The sequence below is a fragment of the Streptomyces sp. NPDC039736 genome, from assembly GCF_055596485.1.
In genome coordinates this window covers 552,509-571,517 of record NZ_JBVIUQ010000005.1, presented here as the reverse complement: position 1 = coordinate 571,517, position 19,009 = coordinate 552,509, and the positions used below count along the sequence as shown (strand labels likewise).

19 protein-coding genes and 1 other RNA gene are annotated in these 19,009 nt (G+C 74.9%); 10 read left to right on the top strand and 10 right to left on the bottom strand.

The annotated features are described in order from the left end of the window. Positions 1 to 91: 91 nt before the first annotated feature. Genes ACZ56L_RS19195 through ACZ56L_RS19185 form a run of 3 tightly spaced genes read left to right on the top strand, consistent with a single transcriptional unit; the run spans position 92 to position 2,948 of the window. Positions 92 to 934 carry a Nif3-like dinuclear metal center hexameric protein gene (locus ACZ56L_RS19195; protein WP_401757346.1) on the top strand — a complete coding sequence of 281 codons (843 nt, stop codon included), beginning with the start codon at positions 92 to 94 and terminating at the stop codon, positions 932 to 934. Further along, positions 931 to 1,674 (top strand): zinc ribbon domain-containing protein, encoded by a 744-nt coding sequence (locus ACZ56L_RS19190; protein ID WP_471065234.1) that lies wholly within the window; start codon positions 931 to 933, stop codon positions 1,672 to 1,674. Before ACZ56L_RS19195 ends, ACZ56L_RS19190 begins: the two co-directional genes overlap by 4 nt. Positions 1,675 to 1,679: 5 nt before the next feature. Further along, positions 1,680 to 2,948, top strand: a complete 1,269-nt coding sequence (locus tag ACZ56L_RS19185; protein WP_401757348.1) for a bifunctional RNase H/acid phosphatase — start codon at positions 1,680 to 1,682, stop codon at positions 2,946 to 2,948. A 54-nt stretch (positions 2,949 to 3,002) separates the two neighbouring features. On the opposite strand, the gene eda is transcribed toward ACZ56L_RS19185, so the two are convergent. The 3 genes from eda to yaaA form a co-directional block, all read right to left on the bottom strand. Next, positions 3,003 to 3,620: a bifunctional 4-hydroxy-2-oxoglutarate aldolase/2-dehydro-3-deoxy-phosphogluconate aldolase gene (gene eda / locus ACZ56L_RS19180; RefSeq protein WP_401757350.1), complete on the bottom strand. Its 618-nt coding sequence runs from the start codon at positions 3,618 to 3,620 to the stop codon at positions 3,003 to 3,005. Positions 3,621 to 3,697: 77 nt separating this feature from the next. Continuing rightward, the gene (locus tag ACZ56L_RS19175) at positions 3,698 to 4,342 is read right to left on the bottom strand and encodes a GNAT family N-acetyltransferase (protein WP_345223423.1); all 645 of its coding nucleotides are present in this window, start codon (positions 4,340 to 4,342) and stop codon (positions 3,698 to 3,700) included. A 108-nt stretch (positions 4,343 to 4,450) separates the two neighbouring features. Next, positions 4,451 to 5,251, bottom strand: coding sequence for a peroxide stress protein YaaA (yaaA, locus tag ACZ56L_RS19170; RefSeq protein WP_471065141.1), 801 nt, complete (start codon positions 5,249 to 5,251; stop codon positions 4,451 to 4,453). Between the two features lie 453 nt (positions 5,252 to 5,704). Here yaaA and ACZ56L_RS19165 point away from each other — a divergent pair, with 453 nt between their 5' ends. After that, positions 5,705 to 7,168, top strand: coding sequence for an RNB domain-containing ribonuclease (locus ACZ56L_RS19165; RefSeq protein ID WP_471065139.1), 1,464 nt, complete (start codon positions 5,705 to 5,707; stop codon positions 7,166 to 7,168). Here the strand turns inward: ACZ56L_RS19165 and ACZ56L_RS19160 are convergent. Next, entirely contained in the window at positions 7,113 to 7,949 is an 837-nt protein-coding gene (locus ACZ56L_RS19160; protein ID WP_345223429.1) for a hypothetical protein, read from the bottom strand. The genes ACZ56L_RS19165 and ACZ56L_RS19160 overlap by 56 nt on opposite strands. Further along, a complete protein-coding gene (locus ACZ56L_RS19155) occupies positions 7,946 to 8,713 on the bottom strand; it encodes a MerR family transcriptional regulator (protein WP_468688528.1) in 768 nt (255 codons plus the stop codon). Before ACZ56L_RS19155 ends, ACZ56L_RS19160 begins: the two co-directional genes overlap by 4 nt. A gap of 110 nt (positions 8,714 to 8,823) precedes the next feature. Here ACZ56L_RS19155 and rnpB point away from each other — a divergent pair. Then, positions 8,824 to 9,229, top strand: an RNA gene (gene rnpB / locus ACZ56L_RS19150) — RNase P RNA component class A. Positions 9,230 to 9,383: 154 nt separating this feature from the next. After that, on the top strand, positions 9,384 to 9,749 hold the full coding sequence (locus ACZ56L_RS19145; protein ID WP_345223431.1) for a VOC family protein: 366 nt from the start codon (positions 9,384 to 9,386) through the stop codon (positions 9,747 to 9,749). Between the two features lie 92 nt (positions 9,750 to 9,841). On the opposite strand, the gene ACZ56L_RS19140 is transcribed toward ACZ56L_RS19145, so the two are convergent. Both ACZ56L_RS19140 and ACZ56L_RS19135 read right to left on the bottom strand, forming a co-directional pair. Continuing rightward, positions 9,842 to 10,591, bottom strand: a complete 750-nt coding sequence (locus ACZ56L_RS19140; protein ID WP_471065137.1) for an SDR family oxidoreductase — start codon at positions 10,589 to 10,591, stop codon at positions 9,842 to 9,844. Positions 10,592 to 10,627: 36 nt separating this feature from the next. Beyond that, positions 10,628 to 11,671 carry a Gfo/Idh/MocA family protein gene (locus ACZ56L_RS19135; protein ID WP_471065135.1) on the bottom strand — a complete coding sequence of 348 codons (1,044 nt, stop codon included), beginning with the start codon at positions 11,669 to 11,671 and terminating at the stop codon, positions 10,628 to 10,630. A gap of 111 nt (positions 11,672 to 11,782) precedes the next feature. On the opposite strand from ACZ56L_RS19135, the gene ACZ56L_RS19130 reads away from it, so the two are divergent. Continuing rightward, positions 11,783 to 13,216: a Bcr/CflA family multidrug efflux MFS transporter gene (locus ACZ56L_RS19130; RefSeq protein WP_471065133.1), complete on the top strand. Its 1,434-nt coding sequence runs from the start codon at positions 11,783 to 11,785 to the stop codon at positions 13,214 to 13,216. Positions 13,217 to 13,305: 89 nt separating this feature from the next. Here the strand turns inward: ACZ56L_RS19130 and ACZ56L_RS19125 are convergent, their stop codons facing one another. Further along, positions 13,306 to 13,680: a hypothetical protein gene (locus ACZ56L_RS19125; protein ID WP_345223439.1), complete on the bottom strand. Its 375-nt coding sequence runs from the start codon at positions 13,678 to 13,680 to the stop codon at positions 13,306 to 13,308. Between the two features lie 66 nt (positions 13,681 to 13,746). After that, positions 13,747 to 15,096, bottom strand: a complete 1,350-nt coding sequence (locus tag ACZ56L_RS19120) for a hypothetical protein (RefSeq protein ID WP_471065130.1) — start codon at positions 15,094 to 15,096, stop codon at positions 13,747 to 13,749. A 198-nt stretch (positions 15,097 to 15,294) separates the two neighbouring features. Between ACZ56L_RS19120 and ACZ56L_RS19115 the strand changes: the two genes are divergently transcribed. After that, positions 15,295 to 16,326, top strand: a complete 1,032-nt coding sequence (locus tag ACZ56L_RS19115; protein WP_468688475.1) for a small ribosomal subunit Rsm22 family protein — start codon at positions 15,295 to 15,297, stop codon at positions 16,324 to 16,326. Here the strand turns inward: ACZ56L_RS19115 and ddaH are convergent. After that, entirely contained in the window at positions 16,323 to 17,153 is an 831-nt protein-coding gene (gene ddaH, locus ACZ56L_RS19110) for a dimethylargininase (RefSeq protein ID WP_345223444.1), read from the bottom strand. The genes ACZ56L_RS19115 and ddaH overlap by 4 nt on opposite strands. 274 nt (positions 17,154 to 17,427) lie before the next feature. Between ddaH and ACZ56L_RS19105 the strand changes: the two genes are divergently transcribed. Both ACZ56L_RS19105 and ACZ56L_RS19100 read left to right on the top strand, forming a co-directional pair. Further along, complete coding sequence (locus ACZ56L_RS19105; protein WP_345223446.1) at positions 17,428 to 18,042, top strand: TetR/AcrR family transcriptional regulator; 615 nt, start codon at positions 17,428 to 17,430, stop codon at positions 18,040 to 18,042. A gap of 139 nt (positions 18,043 to 18,181) precedes the next feature. After that, positions 18,182 to 18,994 carry a bifunctional DNA primase/polymerase gene (locus tag ACZ56L_RS19100; protein WP_380837082.1) on the top strand — a complete coding sequence of 271 codons (813 nt, stop codon included), beginning with the start codon at positions 18,182 to 18,184 and terminating at the stop codon, positions 18,992 to 18,994. Positions 18,995 to 19,009 lie beyond the last annotated feature (15 nt).

The window sequence follows — 19,009 nt, the reverse complement described above, 5'->3', positions numbered from 1 at the left end:
TTCGACCGGTATCCCCCGGAGCGGTGTGCTCCCGGCGGGGGAGAACCGGACGCCCGGCGGACGGGGCACGTACGGCAGGTAGCCTTGTGGCGTGCCCCGTCTGTCTGAAGTCATCGCCGCGCTCGACGCCCTCTGGCCCCCCGAGCGGGCCGAGAGCTGGGACGCCGTCGGCACGGTCTGTGGCGATCCCGACACCGAGGTGAACCGGGTCCTGTTCGCCGTCGACCCCGTCCAGGAGATCGCCGACGAGGCCCTGCGCATCGGCGCGGACCTGGTCGTCACCCACCACCCGCTCTATCTGCGCGGTACGACGACGGTCGCCGCCGGCCACTTCAAGGGCCGCGTGGTGCACACGCTCATCAGGAACGACATCGCCCTGCACGTCGCGCACACCAACGCCGACACCGCCGACCCCGGCGTGTCGGACGCCCTCGCCGCCGCCCTCGACCTGCGGGTCACCGGCCCCCTCGTACCGGACCGGGACGATCCGCACGGGCGCCGCGGCCTGGGCCGGCTCTGCGAACTGGACCGCCCGATGACCGTGCGCGAGTTCGCCGCGCACGCCGCGAAGTCGCTGCCCGCCACCGCGCAGGGCATCCGCTGCGCGGGCGACCCGGACGCCACGGTCCGCACGGTCGCCGTTTCCGGCGGTTCGGGCGACAGCCTCTTCGCGCAGGTCAGGGCGGCGGGCGTGGACGCGTTCCTGACCGCCGACCTGCGCCACCACCCCGTCTCCGAAGCACGCGGGACGGCCGCGACCCCCGCGCTGTTCGACGCCGCGCACTGGGCCACCGAGTGGCCCTGGTGCGAGCAGGCCGCCGCACAGCTCGAAGCGATCTCCGACCGTGCGGGATGGCACCTGCGGGTGCACGTCTCCACGACGGTCACCGACCCCTGGACATCCCACTTCTCTTCTCCTGGAGCCCCCAACTGAACGCCGCGCCCGCCGACCAGATCCGACTTCTCGACGTCCAGGCCCTCGACGTACGGCTGTCGCAGCTCGCCCACAAGCGCAAGTCGCTGCCCGAGCACGCCGAGATCGAGTCCCTCACCAAGGACCTCACCCAGCTCCGCGACCTGCTGGTGGCCGCCACCACCGAGGAGAGCGACACCGCCCGCGAGCAGACCAAGGCCGAGCAGGACGTCGACCAGGTCCGTCAGCGCGCCACCCGCAACCAGGAGCGCCTGGACTCCGGCGCGGTCTCCTCGCCCAAGGACCTGGAGAACCTCCAGAAGGAGATCGTCTCGCTGGCCAAGCGCCAGGGCGACCTGGAGGACGTCGTCCTGGAGGTCATGGAGCGCCGGGAGTCCGCGCAGGAGCGCGCCGCCGAGCTGACCGAGCGCGTGGGCGCCGTGCAGGGCAAGGTCGACGACGCCACCGCGCGCTGCGAGGCCGCCTTCACTGAGATCGACGGCGAGGTCGCCAAGGTCGCCAAGGAGCGCGAGGTCGTCGTCGCGTCCATCCCCGCCGACCTGGTCAAGCTGTACGAGAAGCTGCGCACCCAGTCCGGCGGCGTCGGCGCGGCCCGCCTCTACCAGCGGCGCTGCGAGGGCTGCCAGTTGGAGCTGAACATCACCGAGGTCATGGAGGTCCGCGCCGCGGCCCCCGACGCGGTGCTGCGCTGCGAGAACTGCCGCCGCATCCTGGTCCGTACGCCGGACTCGGGGATCTAGGGCCGATGGCGCGCACTGTCGTCGTCGAGGCCGACGGGGGCTCCCGGGGCAATCCGGGGCCCGCCGGGTACGGCGCGGTCGTCCTCGACCCGCAGACCGGCGAGACGCTGGCCGAGGCCGCCGAGTACATCGGCGTCGCCACCAACAACGTCGCCGAGTACAAGGGCCTGATCGCGGGGCTCAAGGCCGCCCGGGACCTCTTCCCGGACGTCCGGGTGCACGTCCGCATGGACTCCAAGCTCGTCGTCGAGCAGATGTCGGGCCGCTGGAAGATCAAGCACCCGGACATGAAGCCGCTGGCCGCCGAGGCCGCGGCGATCCTGCCGCGCTCGCAGGTCCGGTACGAGTGGATCCCGCGCGAGAAGAACAAGCACGCGGACCGGCTGGCCAACGAGGCCATGGACGCGGGCAAGAAGGGCAAGCAGTGGGAGCCGTCGGCCTCCACCGCCGCCCTGGACGCGCCCGCCGGGCCGCGCGTGGCCGGCGACGCCGCCGCCGGTGCGGCGAAGGCGCGGGCGGCCCTCGCGGGCGCCCGCAGGCCCGCCTCCGACGGCCCGTCCGACGGCCTGTTCGAGCTGCCGGGCGAAGTCCCCGAGGAAGCCGTGGAGGCGCAGGCCCCCGCCGTCGGCTGGGGCCCCTCCGCCGACCTCGGCGAGCCCGCGACCCTCGTCCTGCTCCGCCACGGCGAGACGCTGCTCACCCCCGAGAAGCGCTTCTCCGGCAGCGGCGGCTCCGACCCCGAGCTGTCGGCGGTCGGCCGCAGGCAGGCGGAGGCGGTCGCCGCCTCGCTGGCCGCGCACGGCCGGATCCAGGCGGTCGTCAGCTCCCCGCTGTCCCGCTGCCGCGAGACGGCGGAGGCGGTGGCCGTCCGGCTGGGCCTTCCCGTACGCGTCGAGAAGGACCTGCGCGAGACGGACTTCGGCGCCTGGGAGGGCCTGACGTTCGCCGAGGTCAGGCAGCGGTACGCGGAGGACCTGGACGACTGGCTGGCGTCCCCGGACGCCGCGCCGACCGGCGGCGGCGAGAGCTTCACGGCCGTGGCCGAGCGGGTCGGGGCGGCCCGCGACCGGCTGGTCAAGGAGTACGCGGGCCGCACGGTCCTCGTGGTCACCCACGTCACCCCGGTCAAGACCCTGGTCCGCCTGGCGCTGGGCGCGCCCCCGGAGTCCCTCTTCAGGATGGAGCTCTCGGCGGCCTCGCTGTCGGCGGTGGCGTACTACGCGGACGGCAACGCGTCCGTGCGGCTGCTGAACGACACCTCGCACCTGCGCTGATCCGTACGCACGGAGGGGCCCCCGGCGCGGTGAGCGCCGGGGGCCCCTCCGTGCTCAGCGGAGGGCGGCCGCCTCGCGGGCGAGGGCCTCGACCCGGCCCCAGTCCCCGTCCCGGAGCGCGTCGGCCGGAAGCATCCACGTCCCGCCCACGCAGCCGACGTTGGGCAGGGCGAGGTAGGCGGGGGCGGAGGCCGGGGAGATCCCGCCGGTCGGGCAGAACCGGGCCCGGGGGAGGGGCGCGGAGAGCGACTTCAGGTACGGGACGCCGCCGGCGGCCTCGGCCGGGAAGAACTTCATCTCGGTGACGCCGCGTTCGAGGAGGGCCACGACCTCGGAGGTGGTGGAGACACCGGGAAGGAACGGCAGCCCGGCCCCCCGCATGGCCTCCAGGAGCGTGTCCGTCCACCCCGGGCTGACCAGGAACCGGGCCCCGGCCGCGACGGAATCGGCCACGTGGGCGGGGCTCAGCACGGTCCCGGCCCCGACCACGGCGTCCGGCACCCCGTCGGCGATCGCCCGTATCGCGTCGAGCGCGGCGGGCGTGCGCAGGGTGACCTCGATGGCGGGCAGCCCCCCGGCGACGAGGGCACGGGCGAGCGGAACGGCGTCGGACGCGTCGTCCAGGACGACGACGGGAACGACGGGGGCGAGATCGAGCACGGAGGAGGCCATGGGGGCATCCTGCCGGGGGTGGGGTGAAGTGTGCAACGGTCGTTGCGGAGGGTGCAATGCCGGTACGTCGCCGCGCGCTAGGCGGCGATGAGCAGGGCCTCCGCGCCCACCGGGCGGTAGCCCGCCGCCTGGAAGGCGCGCACGCTGCGGGCGTTGCCCGGCGCCTGCTGGGACCAGACGACCTCGCCCAGCGGGATCATGTGCCGCGCCGACTCCGCCAGCGCCCGGCCCAGGCCCCGGTGCCGGGACTCCTCGTCCACCTCGATCGCCGTCTCCCAGCGCCCGGCCAGGCCCCGGCCGAGCACCAGGATGCCGCCGCCGTCGGCGGACCAGACCCGCACGTCGTCGCGGTAGGCGCGGGCGCGGGCGACGCGGGGGTGGTCCGGGTCCTCGATCTCCGTCAGCTCCAGCGGGGGCGGGCCCGGCAGGGCGGGGGCCAGCGTCAGCGAGCCCACCGTGTCCATCCGGCGGCCCGTCCGCGCCATCAGCGCGGCCAGGAACGCCGGGTGCAGGGACGCCGAGAAGGGGTCGGGGCAGGACTGCTCCAGGGTCTCGCGTATCCACTCCGGGTCCTGGTCCGAGAAGATCACCGAGTGCGCGGTGAAGGCGAGCACGCCCGCGTCGCGGGGGCTCGGCTGGGGGACCACGACGGTCCGGCCGTCGGGAGCCGGGTACTGCCCCTGCGAAACGGAGGTCAGGATGTCGCGCAAAGAGCTGGGCACGGGGTTCTCCGGAAGGGGGTCGGAATGTTTCTGGCGTATTGCAACCTGTCTACTCTACGCGCATCGACCCTGTGCTCCGAAGGGTCCGACCCCCCTTTGTCCTTGCCTTCAGTGGATCTGGCGGACCGCCACGTCCAGGGCCCACGGCTTCCCGGCCTTCGCGGGGGCCGTCGCCTCGACGACGTGGCCGAGGTCACGCAGGGCCGTCACCAGTTCGGCGGGGTCCGCGGGGGCGGCGCCCGCCACGAGCAGGTCCCGCACGATCCGGCCCTTCGTGGCCTTGTTGAAGTGGCTGACGACGGAGCGCTTCTCGACGCCGTCGACCACCTGCGCGTGCAGGACGCGCACGGTCGCGGTGCGGCCCGCCACCTCGCCCTGCGGCTTCCACGCGGCGGCGTACGCGGACGAGCGCAGGTCCAGGACCAGGCCGCTGCCCGCCGCCTCCGGCATCACCTCGGCCATCGCGGGCCGCCAGTACGCGCCCAGCGCCCCGAGGGCGGGGAGCCTGACCCCCATGGAGCAGCGGTAGGAGGGGATGCGGTCGCCGACGCCGACCGCGCCCCACAGCCCCGAGAACACCAGCAGCCACTGCCGGGCCCGCTCGCGGGCGGCGGCGTCCAGGGTGGCCAGCCCGAGGGCGTCGTACAGCACGCCGGTGTAGATCTCCCCGGCCGGGCGGGCGCCGGCGGTGGGCAGCTCGGCGTTCTTGGCGACCTCGCCGCGCAGGCCCTCACTGAGGCCGAGGACCTCGCGGGCCTTCTCCTCGTCGCCCCGGCACAGCTCGACGAGCTCCTCCAGCACAGTGGCCCTGGCCGGGGCCAGGCCGGGAAGCGACAGCGTGCCGGGCCGGAGCGGGGCACCGCGTCCCGAGGCGGCTTTGCCTTCGGAGGGCGGGAGGAGGACGAGCACGGGGTCTCCTTCGGAGGGGGTGTCGGGTGATGCGGCGCGAGCCCGTCAACGGTAGTGGGTCCGGGCCCACGGCCCGGCCGGGCGGGGGGCGGTGCGGTACGAAGGCGACGTCCGCGCCCCGTCAGGGGCGCGGGGCCGTGTCGGTGTACGGCTCCGCCACGCGGGCGCGACCAGCCGCGACGCACCCGCACGATCCCCCTCACAGCCCCGCGGGGTCACGGGAAGGGGCGGGCGGGGGAAAATCCCACCCCGGCCCCGACCCCGGCCGACGACGAACCGCCCCGCGCCCCGGTGCCCCGCGCCCGGCACCGGCCGCCGACGCCTATCCGCCCTGCGCCCAGCGGCCCGCGCCCGGCACCGGCCGCCGTCCTCCACCCCGCACCGCGCCCCAGCGGCCCGTGGCCCGTCGTCCGCCCAGGTGCCGTCCCCCCGCCCCCGCCCTACCCTCGATCCATGCCCCGCCGCCAACTGCACGTGCCCGGCACCGCCGAAGCCGCCCCCCTCCGTGCCGCCTTCCGCGAGGTGAGGGCGGGTCTGGGCGTACCCCTGGACCCGGCGGAATTCCCCGCCGACGTCCTCGCCGAGGCCGAGCGGGCCGCCCGCGCGCCCGCCCTGCCCCCGGACCCGTACGACGCCACCGACCTGCCCCTGTTCACCATCGACCCGGCCGCCTCCACCGACCTCGACCAGGCCATGCACCTGGCCAGGAGGGACGGCGGCGGGTTCCGCGTGCACTACGCGATCGCGGACGTGGCCGCGTTCGTCGCCCCCGGCGGCGCGCTCGACGCCGAGGCCCACCGCCGGGTGACCACCCTCTACTTCCCCGACGAGAAGGTTCCGCTGCACCCGCGGGTCCTCTCCGAGGGGGCCGCCAGCCTCCTGCCCGACCAGACCTGCCCCGCCCTGCTGTGGCGGATCGACCTCGACGCCGACGGCGCGACGGTCGCCGCCGACGTGCGCCGCGCCCTCGTCCGCAGCCGCGCCAAGCTGGACTACGCACACGTCCAGCGGCGGATCGACAGCGGCACGGCCGAGGAGGCACTCGCCCTCCTCCGTGACGTCGGACGGCTCCGGGAGGAACAGGAGCGGGCCCGCGGCGGCATCTCCCTCGACGTCCCCGAGCAGGAGATCGACCTCGTCGACGGCGCGTACCGGCTCGCCTACCGCACTCCGCTGCCCGCCGACGGCTGGAACGCCCAGATCTCCCTGCTCACCGGCATGGCCGCCGCCGAGCTGATGCTGGCGGCGGGCAACGGCGTCCTGCGCACCCTCCCCGCCGCCCCCGACGGCGCCGTCGCCCGCCTGAGGCGCACCGCGCTCGCCCTGCGCGTCGACTGGCCGCACCACACCCCGTACGCCGACGTGGTCCGCGGTCTCGATCCGGCCGACCCCGCCCACGCCGCCTTCCTCCAGGAGTGCACGACCCTGCTGCGGGGGGCCGGGTACACCGTGTTCACCGGCGGCCGGCGGCCGGAGCGGGCCACGCACGCCGCCGTGGCCGCTCCGTACACCCACTGCACCGCGCCGCTGCGCCGTCTCGTGGACCGGTACGCGGGCGAGCTGTGCCTGGCCGCCGTGCGGGGGGCCGAGCCTCCCGAGTGGGTGTCGGCCGCCCTGCCCGAGCTGCCCCAGGAGATGGCGGAGGGGACCCGGCGGCAGAACACCGTCGAGCGGGAGAGCGTCGACATCGTGGAAGCCGCGCTGCTCAAGGACCGCGTCGGGGAGCTCTTCGACGCGCACGTCGTGGATGTGAAGGAGAACGAACCGGGCGTCGGCACCGTCCAGTTGGACGGCGGCGGCCTCGCCGTCGTCGCCCGGGTCGAGGGCGGCGCCGGCCTGCCGCTCGGCGAGCGCATCCGGGTCAGGCTGACGCAGGCAGACCCGGGCTCGGCGAAGGTGCTGTTCCAGCCCGCCTGACGGCGGCCACCGCCGCCACCAGGGCCCGCGCGTCGTCGGCGTGGAAGCGCACCGTCGTCACCGGCCGCCGCCTGCCGAGCAGCGACACCGCCTCCACCGGCGCGTTCAGCGCCACCGTCACCGAGGTCTGCGACGCGACGGCCAGCTCCAGCACGTCCGGCCCGGCCTGTCCCGGGTTCAGCCGCAGGTCGTACCGTACGGAGTCGATCCGCCCGGCCGGGATCGCCAGGTCCACGTGCGCACCGGACCGTACGCGCAGCGACCCGTCGGGGCCCACGACGTGCGGGCGGGTGACGGCGGCGGCGTGCAGACCGAGCACCAGGACGACCGTGTAGACGTCCAGCACCAGGAAGACCGCCTGCACCACCGGCACCCCGGCCAGCAGGACGTGCAGCCCCACCGTCTCCACCACGCACACGAAGGTGAACCCGTAGAGCAGAGCAGCCTGCGCCTTCGCGTGGCCGAAGGCGAGCTCCCCCGGCCCCACCCCGTGCCGCCGCCGCGCCGCCCACCGGCCGAGCGACACCCACAGCCGCAGCTCGTGCCCCACGAGCCGCCGCACCGGCTCCGGCACCAGCTCCGCCACCGCCTCGCGCGCCGACAGACCCCGCCTGCGCAGCCGTACGAAGAGGAAGACCTCCGCCAGGACCACGGCCGCCACCACCAGCTCGGCCGCGAGCAGCACGTACGGGGACACCCGCACCCCTGCCAGCAGACAGACCAGCAGCGCCAGCTCCCCGGGAAGCGCCGCGTACGCGACCCCTCTGACCAGCTTCTTCACGACGATCCCTCCCGCTCTCCGACAATCCGCACGGCCCGCAGCACGGCCTGCGCCTGCGCCGGGGCGAAGTCCGCGAAGAAGGTCTGGAGGAGGGCGGCGTTCTCGCCCGGCACCTCCCCCGGCTCCCACAGCCCGTCCGGAATGCACGCGGCCAGCGCCTCGGCGGCCGCCGCCACCCGGGGGTCGTCGACCGCCGCGTCCACCAGTTCGTCCAGCAGCGCGTACACCTCCCGCACCCGCTCCGCCGCCCCCGGCGTCGCCACGAACGCGTCCCGCATCGCGCCCAGCAACGGCCCCCGGGCCTCGTCGGGCGCGACGGTCTCCAGGAGCGTGAGGATCTCGCGGTCCCTGGCCGCCATGCCGCCCGGGACGACCGGCAGCTCCTTCAGCAGCTCGCCCAGCTCCCGCGACACCGGCTCCTCCGCCGCCAGCTCCCCGGCCTCCGCCTGCGCGAGCAGCGCCCCGATCCGCTCCCGCCGGGCCCTGACCTGCGCCTCCTGGCGGGCCAGGTCGGCGTCCAGCTCGCCCAGCACCTCGGCCAGTTCGCGCCCCGCGTCGTCCCGCACCACGTCCCGTACCTCGTCCAGTCCCAGCCCCAGCTCGGTGAGCCGCCTGATCCGGGCCAGCACGACGGCGTCCCGCAGGGCGTACTCGCGGTAGCCGTTCGGACGCCGTACGGGTTCGGGCAGCAGCCCGACGTGGTGGTAGTGCCGTACCGCGCGCGGCGTGAGCCCGACCAGCGAGGCGACCTCGCCGATCCGCATGCCCCTGCCGCCGCCACCGCTCCCGTTGCTCATGGCACCAGTAGAAACCTTGACGCTGCGGCAAGGTCAAGGGCGATCCGGCCGCCGGGTAGCATGGTCGGCACGGCAGACGAGTCGGCCGGACGGCCGCGTGGGGCCCCTCCGGGGACCTCCCGAGGAACGTCCGGGCTCCACAGAGCAGGGTGGTGGCTAACGGCCACCCGGGGTGACCCGCGGGACAGTGCCACAGAAAGCAGACCGCCTGGGGCCGCGAGGCCCTCGGTAAGGGTGAAACGGTGGTGTAAGAGACCACCAGCGCCTGAGGTGACTCAGGCGGCTAGGTAAACCCCACCCGGAGCAAGGTCAAGAGGGACCGTCGACGACGGTCCTGCGCGGACGTTCGAGGGCTGCTCGCCCGATGTCCGCGGGTAGACCGCACGAGGCCGGCGGCAACGCCGGTCCTAGATGGATGGCCGTCTCCCCGGCCGCCGCGAGGCGACCGGGCGACAGAACCCGGCGTACAGGCCGGCTCGTCTGCTGTTGTGGCCCCGGCCAGGGGATTTCTCCTGGCCGGGGCCATTTTTCTGGTCCGGTGGTCGGTCGGGGCCGGTGCCGGGTCCCGTGGGGGCGATGAGTTTCCGGGTCCGGCGTGGTCCTAGGTGCTGAAGACCAACGGAAGCGGAGGCACGGGATGAGCGGGACCAGTCGCATCACACAGGTGGCCACGGTCGGGGTGCGCGTCACCGACCAGCAGAGGGCCCTGGATTTCTACGTCGGCGAACTCGGCTTCGAGGTGCGCCGGGACGTGCCGTTCGGCGACGGGCGGTGGGTCGAGGTGGCGCCGCCCGGGGCGTCGACCACGATCGCGCTCGTGGCCGGCGGGGCCCCGGCCGGCATCCGGCTGGCGACCGGGGACGCCGACGCCGACCACGCGGACCTGCGGGCGCGGGGGGTCGACACGGACGCGGAGGTGCTGCGGATGGGGCCGGGGGTGCCGCCGATGTTCGCGGTGCGCGACCCGGACGGCAACAGCCTGCTGCTCGTCGAGAGCGTCTGAGCGGGCGACGACCGTGCCCGGGGGACCGGACACGGTAGCGCCGGGGCGGGGGGCGCGGACACCGGGGGAGGCGCCCGCGGCCCCGGCACGCGTCAGCCGCGGCCCACGTACGGCATGTTCGTCGCCATCACCGTGGCGAAGGGGATGTTGGCGGCCGGCGGGAGGTCCGCCATGTGACGGACCGTGCGGGCGACGTCCCGCACGTCCATCACCGGCTCCACGGCCAGCTCTCCGTTGGCCTGGAGGATGCCGGTGCGCATGCGTGCCGTCATGTCGGTGGCCGCGTTGCCGATGTCGATCTGGCCCACCGCGATGCCGTACGGACGGCCGTCCAGGGAGAGGGACTTGGTCAGGCCGGTCATCGCGTGCTTGGTGGTCGTGTACGCGATCGAGTGCGGGCGGGGGGCGTGGGCGGAGATCGAACCGTTGTTGATGATGCGGCCGCCCTGCGGGGACTGGGACTTCATCCTGCGGTAGGCCGCCTGGGCGCAGAGGAAGGCGCCGGTAATGTTCACGTTCACCACCGACTGCCAGTCGGCGTGCGTTAGCTCCTCGGTCGGGGTGCCGCCCGGGCCGAACGTGCCCGCGTTGTTGAAGAGCAGGTCCAGGCGGCCGTAGCGGTCCTGCACCGCGGCGAAGAGGGCGGTGACGGAGGCGGGGTCGGACACGTCCGTCGGAACGGGAAGCGTGTCGCCGCCCGCCAGCTCCGCCGTCTCCGCGAGGGGCTGCGCGCGGCGGCCCGCGAGGGCGACCGACCAGCCGGACGCCGCCAGCTCCACCGCCACCGCCCGCCCGATGCCGGAACCCGCTCCTGTCACCACCGCGATCTTCTGAGTGCTCATGGGCAGGGAGGGTAGCCAGCCCCGCCGCCCGTCGGCTCAGTTGTCCGTCATGTGGTGGGCGGGGCGGGAGCCGGGCCGGGCCTCGCCCGGGTAGCGGACGCCGATCCGGTCCCGTACCGCGTCGAGCGTCCGCATCACCGCCAGGCTTCCGTCCAGCGGGACCAGCGGGGACTCCTTCGCGCCCGCGCGCAGGCAGCGCATCACCTCCGCTGCCTCGTGGCGCAGGCTGTCGTGCGGGGCGTCGGGGGAGGCGGCGAACTCCTCGGGGTCCTTGCCGTACCGGTGCAGGACGAAGCGCTCCGGGGAGAAGAAGCCGTGCGGCACGTCGATGCGGCCCTCGGTGCCGGTGACGGACGCGGCCACCGCGGTGCCCGCCGTCACCGAGCAGGTCAGGGTGGCGAGCGCACCCCGGTCGGGCCAGCCGAGCAGGATGCCGGTGTTCAGGTCGACGCCCTCGGGGGACAGGAGCGCCTGCGCCTGTACGGTGCCGGGCTCGCCCAGCAGCAGGTGGGCGAAGGACACCGGGTAGACGCCCAGGTCGAGCAGGGCGCCGCCGCCCTGCGCGGGGTCCAGCAGGCGGTGGCCGGGGGCGAACGGGCCGGGGAGGCCGAAGTCCGCCTGCACCGTGCGGACCTCGCCGATCGCGCCGTCGCGGACGAGGTCCGCCAGCCGCCGGACCAGGGGATTGCAGTACATCCACATCGCCTCCATCAGGAAGCGGTCGTGGGTGCGGGCGAGGGCGACCAGCTCGGCCGCCTCGGCGGCGTTGAGGGTGAAGGCCTTCTCGCACAGGACGGCGCGGCCCGCCGCCAGGCACATCCCGGCCGCCGCCCGGTGCGCGGCGTGCGGGGCGGCCACGTAGACGACGTCGACCGCGTCGTCGGCGGCGAGCTCGGCCCAGCTTCCGTACGCCCTGGGGATGTCGAAGCGGTCGGCGAAGGTCTTCGCGCGGTCCGTGGTGCGCGAGGCCACCGCGGCGACCTCCGCGTCCGGCATCCCCGCCAGTTCCGCCGCGAACGCCGAGGCGATGCCCCCGGTGGCGAGGATTCCCCAGCGGACGGGTGCGTCCGTCGTCTGCATTGCTGCCGCCCCTCGTTCCGTCGCGGGCTTCTCCCCGGCGACGAGAGCTTGTTCCGAACAGTTCGGACGAGCTGAGAGGATAGGTCGCGATTCAACGAAATGGGAGTGATGATGCCGGACAACGGCGCCAGGGCTGCGGGAGCAGCGGGAGCGGACCACATACCCTCGGCGGGCGCGGAGGTGCGCGCGGCGGTCGAGTCGGCCACCGCGGCCACCGCGGGAGCAGGGGTTCCTGGTTCCGCCGGCGTCTCCGTGCCCGCGGCGACCGAGTCCGCCTCCGCGTCCGCCTCCCCCTCCGCGTCTGCCTCGGCGTCCAGGGCCGGGTCCGGGTCCGCCGGTGTCCGGCGGACCAGCCTGCTCGTCACGCTCGTGCTCGGCGGGCTCACCGCGCTGCCGCCGCTGTCCATGGACATGTACCTCCCCGCTCTGCCGGAGGTCACCGACGCCCTGAAGTCGCCGGCGGCGACCGTGCAGCTCACGCTCACCGCGTGCCTCGCGGGCATGGCGCTCGGGCAGCTCGTCGTCGGACCGCTCAGCGACAAGCTGGGCCGGCGGCGTCCGCTGCTCATCGGCATGCTCGTGTACGTCCTCGCCACCGCCATGTGCGCGGTCGCGCCGAACGTGGAGATGCTGGTCGCCTTCCGGCTGCTCCAGGGGCTGGCCGGCGCGGCGGGCATCGTCATCGCCCGGGCCGTCGTCCGGGACCTGTACGACGGCGTCGAGATGGCGAGGTTCTTCGCCACGCTGATGCTGATCTCCGGAGTGGCCCCGGTGATCGCGCCCGTGATCGGCGGACAGGTGCTCCGGATCACCGACTGGCGGGGCGTCTTCTACGTCCTGACCGGTGTCGGCGTGGCGCTGACCCTGGTGGTCTGGAAGTGGCTGCACGAGACGCTGCCGCCGGAGCGCAGGCACACCGGCGGCGTCGGCGCGGCGCTGCGGACCATGAAGGGGCTGCTCGCGGACCGGATCTTCACCGGGTACATGCTGACCGGCGGCCTCGCCTTCGCGGTGCTGTTCGCCTACATCTCCGCCTCCCCCTTCGTGGTGCAGGAGATCTACGGGGCGTCCCCGCAGACGTTCAGCCTGCTCTTCGGCGTGAACTCCGTGGGCCTGATCGTCGTGGGTCAGATCAACGGGAAGCTGCTGGTCGGACGGGTCCGGCTGGACAAGGTGCTCGCGGCGGGGCTGGCCGTCGTCCTGGCGGCGTCGGCGGCGTTGCTGCTCATGACGTCCGGGGTGTTCGGAAAGGTCGGGCTGTGGCCGGTCGCGGCCGGGCTCTTCGTGCTGATGTCGGCGATGGGGCTCATCATGCCGAGCACCAACACCCAGGCCCTGATGCGCACCCCGCACGCGGCGGGGTCGGCCTCGGCGCTGCTCGGTACGACGTCCTTCCTCATCGGCGCCGTGGCGTCGCCGCTCGTGGGCATCGCGGGCGAGGACACGGCGGTGCCGATGGCCGTCGTGCAGGTCGCGTGCGCGGTGCTGGCGGCGGTGCTCTTCCTCGGCCTGTGCCGGCCGTGGCGGCGTTCGGCGGACGTCTAGCGGACGTCGGGCATTCGCCCGTACGGCGCCGGGGTCCCGCCTGCTGCGGGCCCCCGGCGCCTTTCGCCTTCCCGGGGGCGCCCCGCCGCCTAGGAGTCCCCCCGCAGCATGCGCAGCAGCTCGACGGCCTGGGGGCTGGCGGGGTCGAAGGGGTAGACGCCCTCCTGCTTGTGGGGGACCGAGGGACCCCAGACGCGGGCCGCGTGGCAGTCGTAGGAGAAGGCGATCTCGAAGAGGACGCCCTTGGGGCCGTGGGCCCGCAGGCCCCAGCCGGGCAGGAAGGTCTGGCCGGGCCGGCCGGCCGGGAGGGCGGCGATCAGGGCGAAGGCGGACTGCGCCTCTGGAGCCTCCCAGAGGGCGGTCTCCTCGCCGGCCATCGTCTTGGGGAGCGGGTCGTTCGCGTCCGGGGTGATGCGGACGACTTCGACCAGCTCGGTCTGCTCGTGTGCGCGGGGCAGCAACATCCGTTCAGAGTGGAGGAGTTGCGCGGCGGACGCCAGGGTTCGCGCAGGTGTTCCGCCCGTACGGGGTCAGCGGCGGGGGTGGCCGAAGAGCTGGGGGCGGTCCTGGCGGTCGGTGGTGCGGAACAGGGCGATGTTCGCCACCTCCGCCAGCGGGAGCAGCGTGGTGTCCGGGAGGGCGGCGGGCATCGCCGTGGCGAGCGGGAGCTGGACCGGGGTGCCGCCCGCGGCGGACGCCCCGGTGGTTCCGTAGGCCGTGCCGTCGTCGGTGACCGAGACGAGGGTGACCGGCTTGACGCCCTCGCGCTCCTGGAGGCAGTGCCCCGTCCTGGCGCCCTTCGGGGCCGGTTGGCGCAGGTCGAAGGCGAGGTTGCCGGCGACCAGGTAGTCGCCGGACGGCGAGGTCACCGCCTGCGGGTGGGCGCCCGGTTCGATGGCGGGTCTGCGGCAGTCGGCCGTGGCGAGGACCTTGCCGGTCGCCGCGTCGTGCACCGCCCACCGCTCCCAGCCGTCCCGCTTCTTCTTCTGCCACTTGGCCAGCACCTGGCCGGACGCGGTGAGGGAGGTCGGGACGCCCGAGGCGGGAGCCGTGTCCCGGGGGGCGACCTTCGCGCTGTACCAGCCGCCCCGGACCCAGAACTCCGTGCTGCCGCTGACCAGCAGGCCCTTCGCGGTGAGGCCGCGCACCTCCGTCTTCGACCGGCAGTTCTTGCAGTCCTTCGGCGGCGCGAGGTCCCCGGGGGTCAGCGCCGAGGCGCGGCCGGTCCTCGGGTCGACCGTGGTGGCGGTGGCCGCGCCGTCCGTGACCAGGACGTCCGGGCCGGTGGCCGAGACCACCGGGACGCCCTGCCAGGGCAGGTCGACGTGGCGCTGGGCGCCGTCCCTGGCGTCGTACACGTCCAGGGCGACCACCGAGTCCCCGGTCGACAGCGCGTCGGGGCCGCTGACCTTGCCGTACGACCAGGTGACGAAGAAGCGGTCGTCGCCGTCCTGGAGGGAGAGCAGCCGGGGGAAGTGGGCGGAGCCGGACAGCGGCCGCCACGGTCTGCCCGCCCAGGCCTGCCGGCCGGTGCGGGCGTCGTAGGCGCGGACGAGGAAGTTCTCCGCACCCGAGCGTTCGACGTGCGCGACCAGCGCCGGTTCCTGCGCGATCGCGTACTGGTCCGAGCCCCCGGTGATCCGCCAGCCGCGCCCGGTGTCGTACGCGGCCGGCACGGCGAGGCGCGGCGGGGCCGCCGGCGCCGTGCCCCGCGGGCCGGCGGACGCCGTGCCCCCGGCCTTCCGCGCGCCGTCGCCCCCGGCCCCCTCCCCGTCCCTCCCCTTGCCCTGGCCGCCGCACATGGCCAGCAGCAGGAGCAGGGCCAGCACCGCCGCTCCCGCGACGAGGGCCGCCCGTACGACTCCGATGCGCTGCCCCATCACCCGTAACCCCCCCGTGCATCCGTGCGCGCCGGGCGACGGCGGGCGCGGGCGCTCACGCCCGTACGCACGAACCGGCACACGGCTCTGAAGAACCCCAGAAACGGCCAACGGCTGTCAGCGTATGCAACGGCCCCTGGATGCGCAGCAGTTCCCTCACGTCCCGCCGCGTCCCTTTTTGGCCCCTACACTTTTCCGGTGAACGACACCCTCTCCCTCCCGGAAGTCCTCCGGTCCGCGCTGGCCGGGCTGCTCGACGGGCTGCCGCCCCGGCAGGCGACCCAGGCGGTGGACCGCCTGATCGCGAACTACCGGGGGACCACCCCGACCGACGCGCCCGTGCTGCGGGACCGCTCCGACGTGGCCGCCTACGCGGCGTACCGGATGCCCGCCACGTTCGAGGCCGTGCGGTCCGCGCTCGGCGCGCTGCGGGCGGCCGCCCCGGGGTGGACGCCGGGCACGCACCTGGACGTGGGCGGCGGGACGGGCGCGGCGAGCTGGGCGGTCAGCGAGGCATGGGGGACGCAGTCGAGCACCGTGCTCGACTGGGCGGAGCCCGCGCTGGCGCTGGGCCGGGAACTCGCGGAGGCCTCGGGGGTGCCCGCGCTGAAGGCCACGCGGTGGCAGCGCTCTCGTATCGGAGCGGCGCTCACCGTCGAGAGCACTGATCTCATCACGGTGTCGTACGTGCTGAAGGAGCTGACCGGGGCCGACCGGGACACCCTCGTCGACCAGGTGGCGCGGGCCGCGCGGGGAGCCGTCGTGCTGGTGGAGCCCGGCACGCCGGACGGCTACCGGCGCGTCCTCGCCGCCCGGGAGCGGCTGGTCGCGGCGGGGCTGCGGATCGCCGCGCCCTGCCCGGACAGCGGCCGCTGCCCGGTCGCGGACGACGCGTCGAACTGGTGCCACTTCTCCGCCCGGGTCAGCCGCTCCTCGCTGCACCGGAAGGTGAAGGGCGGCACCCTGGCGTACGAGGACGAGAAGTTCGCGTACGTGGCGGCCGTGCGGCCGGAAGCGGTGGACGCGGCCGCGGCGGAGGCCCGGATCGTGCGCAGGCCGCAGATCCGCAAGGGGCTCGTGATGCTGGAGCTGTGCCGGGGCGAGGAGGAGTCCGGGCGGCTCGGGCTGGTGCGGGAGAACGTGTCGAAGAAGCGCCACGGGGAGCTGTACCGGGCGGCACGGGACGCCGACTGGGGCGACGCGTGGCCGCCCCGGCCGGACTCGGACTAGGTCCGCGGTCGCAGCTCCTGGGTGCAGCACTTCACGCTGCCGCCGCCCTTGAGGAGTTCGCCGAGGTCCATGCCGACGGGGTCGAAGCCGCGGGCGCGCAGCGGTTCGAACAGGCCCTGTGCCGCCTGGGGCAGCAGGACGTGCCGGCCGTCGCTGACCGCGTTGAGGCCGAGGGCCGCCGCGTCCGGTTCCCGCGCGATCAGCGCGTCGGGGAAGAGGCGGGCCAGAACGGCCCGGCTGCCGGGGGAGAAGGCGCCGGGGTAGTACATGACCTCGTCCGTGCGGTCGTCCAGGACGGCCAGGGCGGTGTCGAGGTGGTAGTAGCGGGGGTCGACCAGGTCCAGGCCGACGACGGGACGGCCGAAGAACTCCTGCGCCTCGTCGTGGGCGGCGGAGGTGGAGCGGAAGCCGCGCCCGGCGAGGATCCAGGAGGACGTGACGGCGAAGTCGCCCTCGCCCTCGTTGACGTGTTCCGGCTCGTGGATCTCGGGGAAGCCGTGGGCGGCGAACCACTCCCGGTGCGCCTCGGCCTCCGGGGTGCGCTCGGCGTAGGCGAACCGGGCGCCCAGCACGCGGCCGTCGACCACGGTCGCGCCGTTGGCGGCGAAGACCATGTCGGGCAGGCCGGGGCGGGGGTCGAGCAGCTCGACGGTGTGGCCGAGCGCGAGGTAGCGGTCGCGGAGGTCCTCCCACTGGGCCACGGCCAGGGGGAGTTCGACGGGCTTGGCGGGGTCCATCCAGGGGTTGATGGAGTACGTGACCCTGAAGTGCTCCGGAGGGCACATCAGGTAGCGGCGGGGCGCCGCGTCACGGGCGTGTGGGGTCAATGAGGGCTCCTTCGCGGGGGTTGCGGGGCCGGTGGGTGCTTCCGCTGCCCATGGTGCGGCCTGGCGGGCCGCTCGCGCTGTGCATCGAAAGGGTGGTTCGCGGGGGGTGGAGAGGGGGCATTGCGGCGCCCGCCGGACGGTGCGGCGCGGGCGGGGAGACGGGCGTGATGATGCGGCTGTGCTCGTGGGTGAGCGGCGGTGCGGGTGGGGTCGCGCGTGTGCTCACGGCCGCCGGAGACGGTGCGTATCGTCTCGGGCGGGATAGGTTGGGGGCATGGCAGACAACAAGAGCCCCGACGCGTCGCGGCGCAGCGAGCGGTCCCGGCGGGCGATCTTCGAGGCGGCCCTCGCGCTCGTGGGCGAGGTCGGGTACCAGAAGACCACCATCGAGGGCATCGCCGCCCGGGCCGGCGTCGGCAAGCAGACCATCTACCGGTGGTGGCCGTCCAGGGCGGCCGTCCTGCTCGACGCCTACTCCGACCTCGCCGACCAGGCGGCCGCCGCCGTCGGCGAGGTCGGGGCCGCCATCCCCGACACCGGCGACCTCGCCGCCGACCTCCGTCTCGTCCTGCGCGCGACCGTGGACGAACTCGTCGACCCCACGTACGACGTCCCCACCCGCGCCCTCACCGCGGAGGGGGTGGTGGACGCCGAGCTGTGCGCGCAGTACGTGGAGCGGCTGCTGCGGCCCTCGCTGAAGCTGTACGCGGACCGGCTCGCCGCCTCCCGCGAGCGCGGCGAAGTGCGGGCCGACCTGGACCTGGAGACCGCCGTGGAGATGTTCACCGGACCCCTGTCGGGGCGGTGGCTGATGCGGACGGGACCCCTGACGCACGCGTACGCCGACCGGCTCGTCGACTACGCCCTGAACGGCCTGGCGCCCCGCTGAGGTCCCGCCGGAGCCCCGCCGGAAGCCCGCCCGGCGGCCGCCCCGGCGACCCCGGATGCGGACACCCGCCCCCCGGGGCGCAGGATGGTGCGAGCATGGTGGGGTCCCCGGAGGCCGAGGCGTGAGGGTGAGGAGCCAGATGGGCGCGGAGTTCAACAGCGGTGCCGACGGCGGTCGAGGCGGCGGCGCCGGAGCCAGGGCCGGAGCGGGCGGCCGGATCGCCCAGTGGCTGCGCCGCCGCGCCCAGGGCAGGTCGGGCGGGGTCCCGGACGCCGCCGCCGAGCGCGTCGAGCTGCTGCGCGCCGCCGCGGGGGCCGGACTGCCGCTCGCCCCGGCCGCGTATCCGAACGGGTACCGGTGCTCCTGCGAGCGGGTCGGCTGTCCGACGCCCGCCCGCCACCCCGTCTCCTTCGCCTGGCAGACGCAGTCGACCACCGACCGCGCCCAGGTCGAGCGCTGGGCCGCCGCCCAGCCGCAGGCCAACTTCATCACCGCGACCGGCATGGTCCACGACGTCCTGGACGTGCCGCTGGACGCGGGGGCCCAGGCCCTGGAGCGCCTGGTCGAAGCGGGGATCGAGGTCGGCCCGGTCGCCGTCTTCGGCGAGGGCGGCAGCGGCGCCGACGCGCGCATGCTGTTCTTCACCGCGACCCGGGGCACCCCCGAGGACGAGGACGAGTGGTGGCCCTGCGAGCTGGACTGTCACCCCGAGACCATGGACGAGCATCCGGGCCTGCGCTGGCACTGCCGGGGCAGCTACGTCCTCGTGCCGCCCGCGAAGCTGCCCGGTGGGCTGGACGTGCACTGGGTGCGCGGTCCGGAGCACGGCCTGCCCGACCCGCTGACCCTGCTGGAGACCCTCACCGACGCCTGCGCCCGGTACGCCGCGGCGGCCGGCGAGGCGGGCGCGGACACCGACCCGCACGCGGTGGCCTGGCCGATCGGCCGCTGAGCCCCGGCGGACCGG

Excerpts from the sequence above, each read along its gene's own strand:
- ACZ56L_RS19140 (WP_471065137.1), bottom strand. The coding sequence starts at position 10,591 with ATGAGCACTCAGAAGATCGCGGTGGTGACAGGAGCGGGTTCCGGCATC.
- ACZ56L_RS19135 (WP_471065135.1), bottom strand. The coding sequence starts at position 11,671 with ATGCAGACGACGGACGCACCCGTCCGCTGGGGAATCCTCGCCACCGGG.
- ACZ56L_RS19145 (WP_345223431.1), top strand. The coding sequence starts at position 9,384 with ATGAGCGGGACCAGTCGCATCACACAGGTGGCCACGGTCGGGGTGCGC.
- ACZ56L_RS19100 (WP_380837082.1), top strand. The coding sequence starts at position 18,182 with ATGGGCGCGGAGTTCAACAGCGGTGCCGACGGCGGTCGAGGCGGCGGC.
- ACZ56L_RS19105 (WP_345223446.1), top strand. The coding sequence starts at position 17,428 with ATGGCAGACAACAAGAGCCCCGACGCGTCGCGGCGCAGCGAGCGGTCC.
- ACZ56L_RS19125 (WP_345223439.1), bottom strand. The coding sequence starts at position 13,680 with ATGTTGCTGCCCCGCGCACACGAGCAGACCGAGCTGGTCGAAGTCGTC.
- ACZ56L_RS19120 (WP_471065130.1), bottom strand. The coding sequence starts at position 15,096 with ATGGGGCAGCGCATCGGAGTCGTACGGGCGGCCCTCGTCGCGGGAGCG.
- ACZ56L_RS19165 (WP_471065139.1), top strand. The coding sequence starts at position 5,705 with ATGCCCCGCCGCCAACTGCACGTGCCCGGCACCGCCGAAGCCGCCCCC.
- ACZ56L_RS19185 (WP_401757348.1), top strand. The coding sequence starts at position 1,680 with ATGGCGCGCACTGTCGTCGTCGAGGCCGACGGGGGCTCCCGGGGCAAT.
- ACZ56L_RS19155 (WP_468688528.1), bottom strand. The coding sequence starts at position 8,713 with ATGCGGATCGGCGAGGTCGCCTCGCTGGTCGGGCTCACGCCGCGCGCG.
- ACZ56L_RS19130 (WP_471065133.1), top strand. The coding sequence starts at position 11,783 with ATGCCGGACAACGGCGCCAGGGCTGCGGGAGCAGCGGGAGCGGACCAC.
- eda (WP_401757350.1), bottom strand. The coding sequence starts at position 3,620 with ATGGCCTCCTCCGTGCTCGATCTCGCCCCCGTCGTTCCCGTCGTCGTC.